This is a genomic window from Paenibacillus sp. FSL R5-0341 (genome assembly GCF_037975235.1).
GTDB classification, from domain to species: domain Bacteria; phylum Bacillota; class Bacilli; order Paenibacillales; family Paenibacillaceae; genus Paenibacillus; species Paenibacillus amylolyticus_A.
Genome location: NZ_CP150241.1, coordinates 97,274 through 110,590, shown reverse-complemented (window position 1 = coordinate 110,590; position 13,317 = coordinate 97,274). Strand labels below are relative to the sequence as shown.

Annotated in this window: 16 protein-coding genes and 1 tRNA gene; 4 read left to right on the top strand and 13 right to left on the bottom strand. The window is 45.9% G+C overall.

Annotation, left to right across the window (positions count from 1 at the left end):
- Positions 1-32: 32 nt before the first annotated feature.
- The 4 genes from rbsK to MKX75_RS00515 all read right to left on the bottom strand — a co-directional run bounded on the left by rbsK (position 33) and on the right by MKX75_RS00515 (position 1,909).
- Entirely contained in the window at positions 33-1,049 is a 1,017-nt protein-coding gene (gene rbsK, locus MKX75_RS00530; RefSeq protein ID WP_339167973.1) for a ribokinase, read from the bottom strand.
- Between the two features lie 14 nt (positions 1,050-1,063).
- On the bottom strand, positions 1,064-1,360 hold the full coding sequence (locus tag MKX75_RS00525; RefSeq protein ID WP_062838136.1) for a 4a-hydroxytetrahydrobiopterin dehydratase: 297 nt from the start codon (positions 1,358-1,360) through the stop codon (positions 1,064-1,066).
- Between the two features lie 30 nt (positions 1,361-1,390).
- Positions 1,391-1,549, bottom strand: coding sequence for a hypothetical protein (locus MKX75_RS00520; protein ID WP_339167971.1), 159 nt, complete (start codon positions 1,547-1,549; stop codon positions 1,391-1,393).
- 66 nt (positions 1,550-1,615) lie between these two features.
- Positions 1,616-1,909, bottom strand: coding sequence for a hypothetical protein (locus MKX75_RS00515; protein WP_062838137.1), 294 nt, complete (start codon positions 1,907-1,909; stop codon positions 1,616-1,618).
- A gap of 233 nt (positions 1,910-2,142) precedes the next feature.
- Here MKX75_RS00515 and motA point away from each other — a divergent pair, with 233 nt between their 5' ends.
- Both motA and motB read left to right on the top strand, forming a co-directional pair.
- Positions 2,143-2,943, top strand: coding sequence for a flagellar motor stator protein MotA (gene motA, locus MKX75_RS00510; protein WP_062838138.1), 801 nt, complete (start codon positions 2,143-2,145; stop codon positions 2,941-2,943).
- The gene (gene motB / locus MKX75_RS00505; RefSeq protein WP_062838139.1) at positions 2,930-3,748 is read left to right on the top strand and encodes a flagellar motor protein MotB; all 819 of its coding nucleotides are present in this window, start codon (positions 2,930-2,932) and stop codon (positions 3,746-3,748) included. Before motA ends, motB begins: the two co-directional genes overlap by 14 nt.
- Positions 3,749-3,944: 196 nt before the next feature.
- Here motB and rluF read toward each other — a convergent pair whose 3' ends face one another.
- Together rluF and MKX75_RS00495 are read right to left on the bottom strand one after the other, a co-directional pair.
- On the bottom strand, positions 3,945-4,646 hold the full coding sequence (rluF, locus tag MKX75_RS00500; RefSeq protein ID WP_062838140.1) for a 23S rRNA pseudouridine(2604) synthase RluF: 702 nt from the start codon (positions 4,644-4,646) through the stop codon (positions 3,945-3,947).
- 18 nt (positions 4,647-4,664) lie between these two features.
- Positions 4,665-7,004 (bottom strand): ATP-binding protein, encoded by a 2,340-nt coding sequence (locus MKX75_RS00495; RefSeq protein ID WP_076334191.1) that lies wholly within the window; start codon positions 7,002-7,004, stop codon positions 4,665-4,667.
- 332 nt (positions 7,005-7,336) lie between these two features.
- On the opposite strand from MKX75_RS00495, the gene tadA reads away from it, so the two are divergent.
- Entirely contained in the window at positions 7,337-7,837 is a 501-nt protein-coding gene (gene tadA / locus MKX75_RS00490; protein ID WP_145153767.1) for a tRNA adenosine(34) deaminase TadA, read from the top strand.
- 240 nt (positions 7,838-8,077) lie between these two features.
- Positions 8,078-8,647, top strand: coding sequence for a GNAT family protein (locus MKX75_RS00485; protein WP_339167966.1), 570 nt, complete (start codon positions 8,078-8,080; stop codon positions 8,645-8,647).
- 124 nt (positions 8,648-8,771) lie between these two features.
- Here MKX75_RS00485 and MKX75_RS00480 read toward each other — a convergent pair whose 3' ends face one another.
- The 7 genes from MKX75_RS00480 to MKX75_RS00450 all read right to left on the bottom strand — a co-directional run bounded on the left by MKX75_RS00480 (position 8,772) and on the right by MKX75_RS00450 (position 13,273).
- Positions 8,772-9,809, bottom strand: a complete 1,038-nt coding sequence (locus MKX75_RS00480) for an ABC transporter substrate-binding protein (protein ID WP_254848004.1) — start codon at positions 9,807-9,809, stop codon at positions 8,772-8,774.
- A gap of 98 nt (positions 9,810-9,907) precedes the next feature.
- Positions 9,908-10,780, bottom strand: coding sequence for an AraC family transcriptional regulator (locus MKX75_RS00475; RefSeq protein WP_076334194.1), 873 nt, complete (start codon positions 10,778-10,780; stop codon positions 9,908-9,910).
- A 164-nt stretch (positions 10,781-10,944) separates the two neighbouring features.
- Positions 10,945-12,039: a hypothetical protein gene (locus tag MKX75_RS00470; RefSeq protein WP_076334195.1), complete on the bottom strand. Its 1,095-nt coding sequence runs from the start codon at positions 12,037-12,039 to the stop codon at positions 10,945-10,947.
- A gap of 234 nt (positions 12,040-12,273) precedes the next feature.
- Positions 12,274-12,426, bottom strand: a complete 153-nt coding sequence (locus MKX75_RS00465; protein WP_036607296.1) for a small acid-soluble spore protein P — start codon at positions 12,424-12,426, stop codon at positions 12,274-12,276.
- A gap of 21 nt (positions 12,427-12,447) precedes the next feature.
- Positions 12,448-12,624: a hypothetical protein gene (locus MKX75_RS00460; protein WP_017691325.1), complete on the bottom strand. Its 177-nt coding sequence runs from the start codon at positions 12,622-12,624 to the stop codon at positions 12,448-12,450.
- A gap of 27 nt (positions 12,625-12,651) precedes the next feature.
- Positions 12,652-12,993: a hypothetical protein gene (locus MKX75_RS00455; protein WP_062838147.1), complete on the bottom strand. Its 342-nt coding sequence runs from the start codon at positions 12,991-12,993 to the stop codon at positions 12,652-12,654.
- A gap of 191 nt (positions 12,994-13,184) precedes the next feature.
- Positions 13,185-13,273: transfer RNA gene (locus tag MKX75_RS00450), tRNA-Ser, on the bottom strand.
- Between the last annotated feature and the right edge of the window lie 44 nt (positions 13,274-13,317).

Genomic DNA, 13,317 nt, shown 5'->3' with positions numbered 1-13,317 from the left:
TTGGGAGAATAAGAGCCTCTTTGTTCTATCCTTTACTGAGCTTCTGGCGCTTGCTCAGCCAGGAAGGCCTCGACTTCACGTGCGGACGGCATCCCGGACTGGGCGCCGAGCTTCGTCACGGATAACGCGGCCGCACCCATGGCGAAGCCTACGGCCGCGTCCAAAGTCTCACCGCGCGCGAGGGCTACTGCCAACGCGCCGTTGAAGCAATCGCCAGCGCCGGTCGTATCGACGGCGCTTACGGCGTAGCCGGGCGCACGGCACGCGCCGGCACGCCCTGCTTGTACGCGGCCGCCAGGCGCCGCCGCGTACACAGCCCCCTCGGGGCCGAGCGTCGTGACGACAGCGGCCCCGAGGGATGCGGCGAGCTCTGCGACCGCCGCATCCAGGTCTTCCGGCCGGAGATGATCCCGGCCGGTAAGCACGGCGAGCTCACTGCGGTTCGGCGTGACAACGTCGACGCACCGCAGGAGCTCCTGGGGCAGACCCGGCACCGCGGGAGCCGGGTTGAGCACCACCAGTGCGCTGCCTTCAGCCGCCAGTTGGGCGGCGCGGGTGACCGCTGGCAGCGGAATCTCCAGCTGCAGCAGCACCGCTGCGGCTGCAGTCAGGCTTTTTACCGTATCCGCCTCTTCCAGCATCTCAGGCACCACTTGTCCATTCGCGCCAGGAATAACAATAATCCGGTTATCTCCCCGAGAGAGCCAAATCGATGCCGTCCCTGTAACCGTGTCTTCCAATATCCGAACCTGCGAGGCATCTGCACCACTTTCCGTCAGACTGTGCAGCAGACGTTCGCCAAAACCGTCCGACCCTACCGCACCAATCATCGCGGTCTGTCCACCCAGACGCGCAGCGGCAACAGCTTGGTTTGCGCCTTTGCCACCAGCGAGATAATGCAGCTCCTCACCGCTCACCGTCTCTCCCTCTTCCGGAATCGTATCTGTCTTCACCACGAGATCCATATTGAGACTGCCTACGACAGCAATAAGAGGTTGTTTCTGATTATAGTCTGACATGTATGGTTCACTCACTTCCGGCCGCGCCATAATAACCAATCTCGTTATTCGGACCTCATTTTGTCATAAGCTTCGTTATATTGTCCTGCTTCCTTGATATCTACAGATGTAATACCACCCGCATCCCATGACGTGAGACGCAGCGTAACCGTTGTATAATCAATCGTAATAAAAGGATGATGATTGAATGCTTCCGAGATCGCAGCGACCTCATCCACAAATGCAATCCCTTTCATGTAGTTGGAAAACACGAATTTACGTACAATCCACCGTCCCTCTTCCAGTTCCCAGCCTTCCAGCCTCCCCAGATGAGCTTCGACTTCCTCTTGCGAAAAAACCATGCGTTATCTTCCTCCCCATAAGATGGTACCTTACAGACGACATCCGTCCGTATAACCATCGAGACCTTCGGTGCGATTCACAGCAACCTCAAAGGCCAGGCTCACCGCCATGCGGTTGGCCCATTTCACGACTAACATCTTACCACGGACAAGCTGCAAAATCCAATCAACTACATGCCATAGAACCAATAACCGTAAGGCTTTGAGAAGAATTCATTCTCCATCTTATCCCCCCGAAATTGGCATGTACACATACTAAATTAATGGCACAAACGTTAACTCTTCTTCCCCAATCAAAATATGAATGCGGTGTTGTTCCTTATCATGGATGACCACTCCACTTCCAACCGGAATGACAGACTCCTCACCCAGCGCATAGAACAGATCCTCCGCCAACGCCTCGTCCACTTCAAGTTGCTCAGGTGCCCCGAGTCTCTCCCACTCTTCCGCGTCCATTTCAAAGAAAACATACCGATCCGGTATGCGTCCGATTGCCGTTGTCAAATCTGTCAAAATTCCTTCATAATCCCGTCCATGCTTTACGCCCATTGGCTTTTCACTCCTATTCGGCCCCTAAGGAGCGGATTTGATCTTATTATACCTGAAAATAACCCTTAAAAAAAAAGGCCTATTGGTCGATAAATACTATACATGACCGTTTTAACTGTTTTGGCAATCAAAAAGCGTGCCAAGCATTAAACGAATTGCGGCCAACGTTCGTCCGGAAGCCCGAATATAGCCGCTTGAAAGGATTCAATTTTATCTCATGGATGAGGTGTATGATGAACATTTCAACAATTATTGGACTTGTTTTGGGACTCGCTTCACTTGTAATCGGTATGATGTTAAAGCATGCTCCCGTAATTAATCTGGTCAACAACCCAGCAGCCTACATGATTATATTTGTTGGTACCGCAGCAAGTATTTTTATGGCATTCCCTATGTCAGAAGTCAAAAGAATTCCGAAGCTCTTCGGAGTTTTGTTCAAACAGCAAAAATTGATCGATCGCGTATCCCTAATCGGCACGTTTATGGACTGGGCTTCCACTACCCGTCGTGAAGGTTTGCTTGCACTGGAATCAAAAGTAGAAGATATTGACGATCATTTCCTTCGCAGCGGCATGCGAATGATTATCGACGGGAACGATCAAGACTTTGTTAGCGATGTTTTAATGGAAAATATTCACACTACAGAGGAACGTCACCGCAGTGGTGCACTGATCTTCTCCCAAGCAGGTATGTATGCTCCAACACTTGGCGTTCTCGGAGCCGTAGTTGGTTTGATCGCAGCCCTTGCGGACCTTAGCGATATGGATAAGCTATCTCAAGCGATTGCAGCAGCATTCATCGCTACCCTCTTGGGTATCTTCACAGGTTATGTACTGTGGCATCCAATGTCCAACAAGCTGAAGCGGATGTCCAAGCAAGAGATGGAAATCAAACTCATGATGGTTGAGGGTCTGCTCTCGATTCAATCTGGTGTTTCCACCATTGCCATCAATCAGAAATTATCTGTATTCCTGACACCTTCCGAACGTAAACAACTGGAAGAGAAGGAGGGCTCATCAGGTGAAAAAGGCTAAGAAGCACGAACCACATGAAGAGCATATAGACGAGAGCTGGTTGCTTCCCTATTCCGACTTGATGACCTTGTTGCTCGCTCTGTTTATTGTATTGTTCGGTATGAGTTCAATCGATGCAGCCAAGTTCGAGCAAATGGCTTCCGCACTAAACAGTGCATTAAATGGAGGTTCCGGAATTCTTGACCATTCGTCCATGAATCCGGATACGCCAGGTGCTGATTTGGGTAAGAACAAACAGGAACCTACAGAAATCACCAAGAAAACACCAGCTCAGATTACGGATGCACAGATGGCTAAGAAAGAACAAGAAGATTTGGAGAAACTCAAAGAGCGACTCGACAAATATATCTCGAAGAACGGGCTCTCGGACCAGCTGAACACCAAGCTGAATCAGTCTGAATTGAAGATCACCATCAGTGATAACGCCCTGTTCTCCTCAGGCCGAGCAGATGTGAAGCCTGAATCACGATCCCTGGCCAAAGCAATCTCAAGCATGCTGCAGGAGTTCCCTGAATATGAAGTGGTTGTATCCGGTCATACCGATAATATTCCCATTTCGAACAACCAATATAAGGATAACTGGGATCTAAGCGCAGATCGTGCGCTCAACTTCCTGAAAATCCTGTTGCTAAACTCGCAATTGGACCCTTCCAAATTCACACCAAGTGGTTATGGAGAGTATCACCCGATTGCCAGCAATGACACCAATACCGGACGGGCACAGAATCGCCGCGTAGAGGTTTCGATCATTCGGAAGTATCAAAGTAACAATACCAATGTAAAAGCCGTGGGCGAAGGAAACTAGAAGCCTGCAGCGATTCATTAACCAAAGACCGTTCTCCAGGAACAAGGAGAACGGTCTTTTTGGTTTATCTCTATATATTTTTCACATTATTTCGGATAATTCACCTGACTTCTTTGACTGCAACGAAAAAGCCCTGCTCTCCATTATGGAAAGCAGAGCTTCAATTAGTTAAATTAATTGTTCAGAGTCGAATCGACTATTCCAGTGAATAGTCCAACAGTCCGCCCAGCTCCGCTTTTTCGGCGGCAGTAAGCTCTCTCCATGCACCTGTTGCCATTTCTCCAAGATGGATGTTCATGATCCGAACCCGCTTCAGCTTACGAACCTCATATCCAAAGGCACTACACATACGCCGAATCTGGCGGTTCTTTCCTTCGGTCAGGATAATACGGAATACACGATCCGTCATCCGGGTCACTGTACATGGCAGTGTCATTTCGCCCAAAATCTTGACTCCTGTGCTCATACCTCTAAGGAAACTCGGGGTTACAGATCGATCAACAGTGACGATATACTCTTTCTCGTGGCGTCCTTCTGCTCTAAGAATCCGGTTAACAATATCCCCATCATTGGTCATCAGGATCAAACCTTCCGAGTCCTTATCCAGACGTCCAATTGGAAAAATACGTTCATCGTGCCCGACAAAATCAACGATATTACCCTGAATATGCTGCTCGGTTGTACTTGTGATTCCAATCGGTTTATTCAGCGCGATATATACGTGTTTTCTCTTTTCCTTGATCGGCTTACCATTAATTCGTACATCGTCGCCTTCTTCTGCCTGACTGCCCAGTTCAGCCTTAACTCCATTAATGGTTACCTGACCACTATCCACCAACTTGTCGGCTTCACGCCGGGAGCAATAACCTGTTTCACTAATAAATTTATTAATACGCAAAAGGTAATCTCACCTCATCTATTTCTCTTCATCTGTAAGTGTGTCATCCGTTACCTGATCTGCCTCAATAACTTCCGGTTGTTGCTCGGATGCAGGCAGTTCAATAATAACCGTTGTTCCCTTGTTCATGACGCTTTTAATATCCATCATGCCCTTATGTGATTGAATAATGCGCTGACTGACCATCAGGCCAAGCCCTGTTCCAGACTCTTTGTTCGTAAAGAAAGGCTCCCCGAGCTTGGGCATCATCTCTTCAGGGATACCAATCCCTTCATCCCTGATCTCAATTCTGACCCTGTTGAGCTGTTCATCATGCTTGAGCTTGATATGAATACTTCCTCCATTTGGCATGGCCTCCATACCATTTTTCAGCAAATTGATGAATACCTGCTTCAACTGGTTCTCTTCACAGTGTACCATAGCAGAATCGGATGAGGCACGCAGTACAAATTCTACACCATGCAGATGCGCCTGACTATCCAGTAACGAGATGACATCGCCGAGAATAAAACGAATATCCCGATTCTGAAAATGAACCGCCTGCGGTTTGGCCAAAATCAGAAATTCACCGACAATAAGGTTGATGCGATCCAGCTCCGATAACATCAGATCCAGATGACGATGATTCAGCTTATTGCTCTCTTGCTGTAACTGCAAGAACCCGCGCAGCGTGGTTAACGGATTACGAATCTCATGCGCCACGCCTGCTGCAAGCTGACCCACGGTTGTAAGCTTCTCAGAGCGTCTGAGCAGCTCTTCCATACGATTACGACTTGTAATATCCCTGGAGACACTAATGAGCGCGGTAATCTCTCCAGCCTCATCTCGTACCGGGGCCGTACTGACACTAACCTCTACCCGGGTCCCGTCTTTCTTCATCCAGGTGGTTTCGTTGGACGTAATGGACATCCCCTCAACGAGTTGGGCATGCTGACGTTTCATTTCTTCTTCTGCCTCTGGCGGAATGATCTTCAGGTTACGACCTTCCACCTCACGACTTCGAAAGCCATATAATTGTTCAAATGCCCGGTTAACCCGCAGCACTTTCCCTTCAAGATCCGTAATGTGAATGGCATCCGCTGTCTGATTGATAATGGATTCCAGATGCTCTTTCACCGCTCGATTCTCTTCATACATCTGTTTCAGACGGCTCGTATAATGGCCCAGATTGCGAATCATGGCATTAATACGATTAGCCAGTTGGCCAAGTTCATCCTTCCTCCGGACTTTCAGACGGAAGTCAAAGTGTCCATCGGCTACATCATTCACTTTGCCCAGTATGGATTGGATCGGGCGCGTAATATAGCCTGCGAGCAAATAGCTGCCAAAGATCACGATCTCCAGCAAAACCAAAGATATTGAGGCATGGCTCACCAGCTGCTCAGATACCATGGAGGATATTTGCTTATAGTCCATGACAATACTGATGACATAGGAAGACTGATTGGGTGTGAAAATGGGAATAAAACTCTTCAATACCTTCTGTTCGTGTGTTTCGCTGACAAAAGATACATTCTGCCCTGTTCGAATGGCGCGCACCACAGCACGGTGGTCCTCTTCCGTAGAACCATATTGGTATGTGCCGAAACGAATCGGTCTGTTATTCAACTTGCTAAAGTTCGAATCTCTTCCGTCATCACCCATGTTGGGGCTGCCGAAAGTTAACGGATTGATGCCTGTAATCTCCAGAATGGAGGGATTGACCTCACGAATTTTATTCAAAATCTCATCCGGACTAGAGATTTTCACATAGTCATCAACTTCCGTATTATTATAGAAGGGATTGATTATGTAGTTTCTCTTTCCATCATGGTAGTAACCCCAGATATCGATATCCGAAGGACTAGACGTCGAATACTCGAATCCATCTGACCAGAAATGTTCCAACTTCTGCCCTTGGGGAATCGTCACCTGTTGTTTCTCAAACAACTGCTTAAATGCCTGATACCAATAGGTCATGGATTTGGTGGACAGCCCCAGCTCTCTCGGATCGGAGGAGCGGCTAACCACAATATCATCATCCGTCTGCTCCATTAACGAAATATGCGAAACGCCGACCTTTTGGCTCAAGCGTACAAGTTCTTCATTTGTGATATTATTAATATCCGGGTCCAATTCTTCTGCCGCCATGACAGCAGCAAGCCACAGATTGTTTCCAATCTGTCTTTTTACATAATCCGAACTGTATTGATTCTGTTCGACAGCAATTGCAATCTGCTTCGCAGTGAGCACCATCTTGGTTTCACTGTCCTGCCTCAGATTCTCTTCTGTAGTATAATAACTCAGTGCGATATTCAACACTAAAATAACGAGCACTGAGCACGACATAATCATGGATAATTTCGTTTTAATAGACAAGTTTTTTTGTTCACCTCTCGGCTTGTACCCTCTGGCGATATATGGCAAAACCTATATCCATCATAACGCTTGTATGTGTTTTTGAAAAGGATAATTGACCCTTGTCCAAAAGTTACCGCTTGGCTGAAAAGCTCGAAATTCGTTGTTTCTTGCCTTTTTGAACTCTACAATGAAATTAATCACTATATTTATCCACAAATCCACAGGCTTGTGGATAGTTTGTTTATAACTATGTGAGCAACTACACGGTTATCCACAATTCTATACACAACATGTTAACAACCCGAATGCTTGTTCGCTGAATAAACGCTTTTGGAAGGAGTTATATTGTAATGACTGACCATTCTCTCCAGACTGATCTTGCGCAATTATCCGAGGAAGCTCAGCATGAGCACTGGATGCGGGAGGCTATTGCCGAAGCCTACAAAGCTGAGGCTCTTGGGGAAGTTCCGATTGGAGCTGTAATCGTACAAAACAACCAAATCATTGGTCGAGGATACAACCTGCGTGAAACTACGCTGGATTCCACCGCCCATGCAGAGATGGTGGCTATCCGTCAGGCCAGCGAGACCATTGGAGCTTGGCGTTTATTGGACTGTTCTCTGTACGTCACACTGGAACCTTGTCCGATGTGCGCAGGTGCAATTGTACAATCCAGAGTCCCCCGCGTCATCTATGGTACGGCTGATCCCAAGGCCGGCTGTGCAGGGACACTGATGAACCTGCTGCAAGAACCTCGTTTTAACCATCGTACCGAAGTTCTTGCGGATATTCTTCAGCCTGAATGCTCCACGATGCTGACTCAATTTTTCAGACGTCTGCGTAAAAAATAAAAATAAACTATATAAATTGAAACTAAACATTTACATGAGAACGTAGAGGACAGAAATGACCTAAAGAAGCAACGCGTTCGCCTTTATCCCCAGATTTCCACCTCTATAATATAGAATCGAAAAATCGGGGGATAACAGCGATCGGAAGGTTGTTCTGTCATCGGAGTGGCAAGTGTAATATTCTTTAGTTCAATTCATATAGCACTACGAACATTCCAATTGGAAAGGAAGTGTGCTGCAATGGCACTAACACTCTATGATACAGCCAATGGCATAAGCCTTCGGTTGCTCACATCTCAGGATACACAATCCTATCTGGACCTGATTCAGGTCACACGTGTCCCATATCAAGCTGTAGAACCCGTGCGAGAGAATGATTTTTACACACTGGAGGCTCAGACTCGGCGGATTGAGGATCGTGTCAAAGCAGCAGAAGAAGGTACAGGATATCAATTTGGAATCTATACCATTAAAGACAGCCTGCTGATTGGACAAGTAAGTATCAACAATGTTGTATTGGGCGTTGCCAATTATGCTGATATGGGTTACTTTATCCATCCGGATTATCAGGGCGGCGGACGAATGACAGCAGCGGTTAAACTGGCCGTAGCTTATGGCTTCCGTGCGCTGAAGTTAAATCGGATTCAGGCTGCAGTATTACCCACCAACAAAGGTTCGCAGCGAGTACTTGAGAAGAACGGATTTCAGGTTGAAGGTACTGCTCGCAAATATCTCAAGATCAACGGCAAATATCAGGATCATCAGATCTATGCTGTACTTGCTGAAGACTTGGACGAACTTGCAAACTAATAAGAAGAAGCTTATTCCTCACACCGTCTACATTTCCAATTCAACAATATACAAATTCAAAATACGAAACCGCACTACCCTACTAGTTAGGGAAGAGTGCGGTTTTATTCGTATGACACTTTTTTTATTGGGCTTTCAAACTATTCGTTATTTGCTCTACGCCGTAAGACTTACTTACCGGTCCAAAACCAAAGGCGACCTGTCCATTTATCTTATAAACATGCCCATTCTTCACTGCCTTGAGTCCTTTCCAGACAGCGCTTTTCTCCCATTCATCCGTTACAGCAGACAGAGATGGATCTTCCATATTGAAGTACCCCAAAAATAGATAATCCGGGTCGAGCTTCGCAATTCCTTCCAATGTAAGCTCTCCAGCCTCTGTGGACGGAGGCGTTAGTCCCAGACCATCATAATATTCCGTGATATAGTCGGCACCTTGAAGATAAGCCTGTTTTTCACGAACCTGCATGAATGCAACTGTTCCTTCAATAGATTGAAGCTCGCTTTTGCCATCTGCAAGTTTTTGATCAAAATCATTAATATACTGTACAGCCGTTTCTTCCTGTCCCAAAATCTGCCCCAGATCTGTAATGACTTTACGCCATTCCTTAAATACATCCTGCTTGGTCTCATCCAGTACAACAGTGGGTGCGATCTGATCGAGTTGCTCCAGAATGTCCTTGTTCGTCTCATTGCCGGCAATAATCAAATCCGGTTCATAAGCAAGTAATGCCTCCAGATTCACTTGTGTATTCTCACCCACGATATCAATCGTGTTTTTGTTTTCAACATAAGGTTTGTACAAGTCACTTTTCAATAACGATTGATCTTCTGTAAAAGGAAGCGTGATAGCCACGGAATCCAGATCAAATACGAGCAGATCATCACTCAATCCCCAATGAGCCAAAGCTATCTTTTTGGGTTGTTGTTTGATTTCCATGTCTCCTCGAGCAGTCTGTACCGTACGTGGATAGTTATCAGTCGATTCATCAGGGGATTCAGATGATGAGCCGGAATTCTCACCTGTACGGGTAGCACTTTGCTCCGTTTGACTTGTCGTTTGCTCCGATTTTTTTTCACCCGACGAGCAGGCAGCCAATAGTAAAACTAAACTCAATACTGCAACAAGCATGACCCAACTCTTATATCTTGTTCTATGCATCTCTAGTGCTCCTCCAATTACTTCAGCGAATTTATGATAACAATTATCATTATCAATTATATCAGTGATATCCGCCTGTACAATGGACACTGTCCGATTCAGGATGGATTCTTTCCATGTCCCATAATCTTTCTCACTTCAGACGGGGCACAGCCCTTATGCAATTTATACACCCGACTGAAGTAGTATGGGTCCGCATAACCTACCTTTGCAGACACCTCTTTCACGGTGTAACTTCCGATCTCCAGCAGCTCCTGTGCACGATTCAGACGATACTGCATCAGATAACGCATTGGACCCATCCCCGTATATTTTTGAAACATATGTGAAAAGTATTTCGGTTTCATATCGAATTGAGCAGCAACACCTTCAAGCGTCAGTGGTTCAGCATACTGATGCTGAATGAATTCCTGAGCTGAATGTATCCATGCACCATTTGATGTGTTCCTCGAGCTTCTCGCTCCACGTAATACCGAGATGAGCAGTTGATAAAATAGGGTCTGTTTCTCCAATTGATTCATGTACCCCGGATTCGAGGCAACGTTAAGGAGAGCAAGCATCAATTCCCCTTGAACTCGGGACTCTGAATCATTCAAGCTCATCTGCAGCTCAAAGACCTGATCGGTATGAAATGAATGAAGTGCCTCTTCCTTTTGCATTGCCGGTAAATAATGAACTAATACATACTCAAAGTTCCTGTCTCCGACATGGATCTCCAGATGCATATTCTTACCCCCGATAAAAGCCTTGCCTGGTTGCATATGATAAAGATATTTTGTACCATCCGTATTCGTAAAATGAAACGCTGCTTGTCCGTGTAACACCAGCAGCAAAGCACTTTTTTCTGTTCGTTTCTCCCGGTGCCCATCGTAAATCATGTCTGCACGCAATACAGTACGATAAATCCCACATACATGAACAGGATGCTCAATGAATTCATAAGCAAGCTGTTCTTCATCTGGTGTTATCATTGAGTAGCCCCCTGATCTCCTGTCATTTATAAATAGTTTATCTTCCGCCCCATTCATTGTATAGACTCTAATTTTATACAAAAAAACCGCCTGTACCCAAGCGGAAGGAGATCATCCTTCACTTTGAATAACAAGCGGTTTATCTTTGGACTGACTCGACGAGATTAGTATCCGTACGAAGCGTTCATCAGTTCTTCGAACTCTTGCATGGTAATTACGTCATCGCCAGTAGGGATGTTGATTTTGAATGCTGCTTTTTCGTTAATCTTGGTGTACGTATTGGAACCGGTAAATGCCAATTTCACTTCGTCTTTTGTACCTTCTGGCTTGATCAGCACATCAGCGACCATCTTTTGATATACAGGGAAGTCGTTTTTGTCCAATGCGAAATCAATGTTGAATTGGTTGATTGTCAGAACATCTTTCAATTTATCCAAGTCTTTAGCCATTTCAGCCTGATCTGCTTCAGTGATCTTCAGATCTTCTTTAGCTTTGTCGATATCAGCCTGATCCATTTGCAGCATTTCACGATATTCCTCTTTGGACAGAATATCCAATACTTTAGGCATAGCTTTCGTTACCAGTACAGTAACCGCTTCTTTAACATTGTCATTATTCACCGAGAATTGTACAACCTGCTTCGCATCTACACCTTCAGGAAGTTGTGCATCTTTGGTGTCCAGGTTTTTGAAGAATTTAGCTTGATCGTATTCGCTCAGCACTGCGTCCATGACTTCATTGCTCAGCTTTTGCGTTTTGGCTGCGTCCATAGCATCAGGGTTCCATTCAGTCCCCTCTTGCTCAGCCAGTTCTTTCAGGTCAAGTTCCAAGAATTTGCCAACAATGTTCTCCGGAATCGGGAAGAACGGAATATTCGGCACTTTCACATAAAGTTTCTCAGCCGTCATCACCATTGGAATGTTAAAGGTCATACCCATGTCGCCTTTAAGTTCAATGCCAAGAGTCATCTCTGTCTGCATTGGCTCACTTTGGTATACACCTGTTACATTCAACTGAGCGTCCTTCAGCATGCTCATAAATTGAGCCATGGTCGGATCCGTTTGTGAAGCATCTCCAGGTTTATAGCTCAATTCATTAATAGTGAAGTTAGAACTCATTTCATACGAAGTCAGTTTGGAAGCATTGGCCGCAGCCGTCTTCAATGCCTCTTTTGGTTCCTGCTTGCTGCTACATGCTGTCAAGGCCATAGATACGGTCAACAGCAACGTAAGAAGAAGCGCCCCCATACGTTTAGTCATTTGTTTCTCTCCTCTCGTGATAACCCCAAAAAAAGTAATTCAATATCAATGATATACCATATCACCAGATACCGAAACCTAATTTGGGAAAAATGTGATCTTTCCTCTTTAAAATGGCTACAAAGACCTATGTAAGGTTTGGGATTATGCATGTGCCTGTCTTTATATATGTATGAATACGCAAATACCCCCTGTTAGGTAACAAGGGGCTTTTGCGTGAATCTGTTTCTTCTATTAACCTTGGGGATTTAAATGATCCACATGATTTTGATTTTTCACTTTTTTGGAACCGGATAGTGGTTCCTGCATGGAAGAGCGTTTGGATGAATGACGATGCTGTTCGGATGCTTGCGCTTCCGGTACGGGAATTGTTTTTGGTTTGCTCATAATATTGCCCCCTCATCATTGTTAGGAATGGGATGGGTCCCTATCTTCCGTTTTGTCATGATTCAGTGCATCCTGATGACGGCGATCATTAATATCTTGCTGAATTTGCTGGGCATGATGACTGTTTACAGCTGGCTGCTCCAGATCATCGACTACATTTTGCAGGTTTTTGTCCACTCCCGCTTTGGCTTTCGTCAATTGAAGTTCACTCCTTCAGAATTCAGGCTATTGTCTCGTCTGGGACTGTAACGACTGAGCGCATTCGTGAATGTGCCGTGTATAATCGTGAGCCAGTTCCTGAATCGGTTCTGTACGCTCATCGGTCGTTCGTCCATCCCGTTCCACATCAATCAGCTGTACGCTGACCTCACGTGAATCGACATATGCGCATTTGAAATCAAAAGAGTACATCTCGTGACCTGCTGTCGCGATGTGTATCCGAATAGCCTGCTGATCGGCTTCATCAGCCATCACTTGAGCCTGATCACCTACATTCAGGACTTCGGGCAAACGTTCTTGCCAGGCCCCTACAAGCTCTGTCTGATCGATGTTTAACTCGCGGTTCATCTTACCACCTCCACTCCTATAAAGTGCGGCGATGAAGATGTTTTTATACATAACAATCTTATTGAAATATAGCATTGTATTGGACAACGTATACATCGGCCGCCAACCTATATGGCTCACAACTTAGCACGTGCATAAACGCAAAAAAGGACCTGAGCGATATCGCTCAAATCCTTGTTATAAGTGTAGTATGGCGGAGAGGGTGGGATTCGAACCCACGTGGAGTTGCCCCCTAACGGTTTTCAAGACCGCCCCGTTATGACCGCTTCGGTACCTCTCCAGGGAAATTAAATTTTATAAACTTGCCACGAAAAGTATCATACC

What these genes read in the sequence shown, in the direction of transcription:
- rbsK (WP_339167973.1), bottom strand. Translation starts at nt 1,049, where the DNA reads ATGGCGCGGCCGGAAGTGAGTGAACCATACATGTCAGACTATAATCAG.
- MKX75_RS00525 (WP_062838136.1), bottom strand. Translation starts at nt 1,360, where the DNA reads ATGGTTTTTTCGCAAGAGGAAGTCGAAGCTCATCTGGGGAGGCTGGAA.
- MKX75_RS00515 (WP_062838137.1), bottom strand. Translation starts at nt 1,909, where the DNA reads ATGGGCGTAAAGCATGGACGGGATTATGAAGGAATTTTGACAGATTTG.
- motA (WP_062838138.1), top strand. Translation starts at nt 2,143, where the DNA reads ATGAACATTTCAACAATTATTGGACTTGTTTTGGGACTCGCTTCACTT.
- tadA (WP_145153767.1), top strand. Translation starts at nt 7,337, where the DNA reads ATGACTGACCATTCTCTCCAGACTGATCTTGCGCAATTATCCGAGGAA.
- MKX75_RS00485 (WP_339167966.1), top strand. Translation starts at nt 8,078, where the DNA reads ATGGCACTAACACTCTATGATACAGCCAATGGCATAAGCCTTCGGTTG.
- MKX75_RS00480 (WP_254848004.1), bottom strand. Translation starts at nt 9,809, where the DNA reads ATGCATAGAACAAGATATAAGAGTTGGGTCATGCTTGTTGCAGTATTG.
- MKX75_RS00475 (WP_076334194.1), bottom strand. Translation starts at nt 10,780, where the DNA reads ATGATAACACCAGATGAAGAACAGCTTGCTTATGAATTCATTGAGCAT.
- MKX75_RS00470 (WP_076334195.1), bottom strand. Translation starts at nt 12,039, where the DNA reads ATGACTAAACGTATGGGGGCGCTTCTTCTTACGTTGCTGTTGACCGTA.
- MKX75_RS00465 (WP_036607296.1), bottom strand. Translation starts at nt 12,426, where the DNA reads ATGAGCAAACCAAAAACAATTCCCGTACCGGAAGCGCAAGCATCCGAA.
- MKX75_RS00455 (WP_062838147.1), bottom strand. Translation starts at nt 12,993, where the DNA reads ATGAACCGCGAGTTAAACATCGATCAGACAGAGCTTGTAGGGGCCTGG.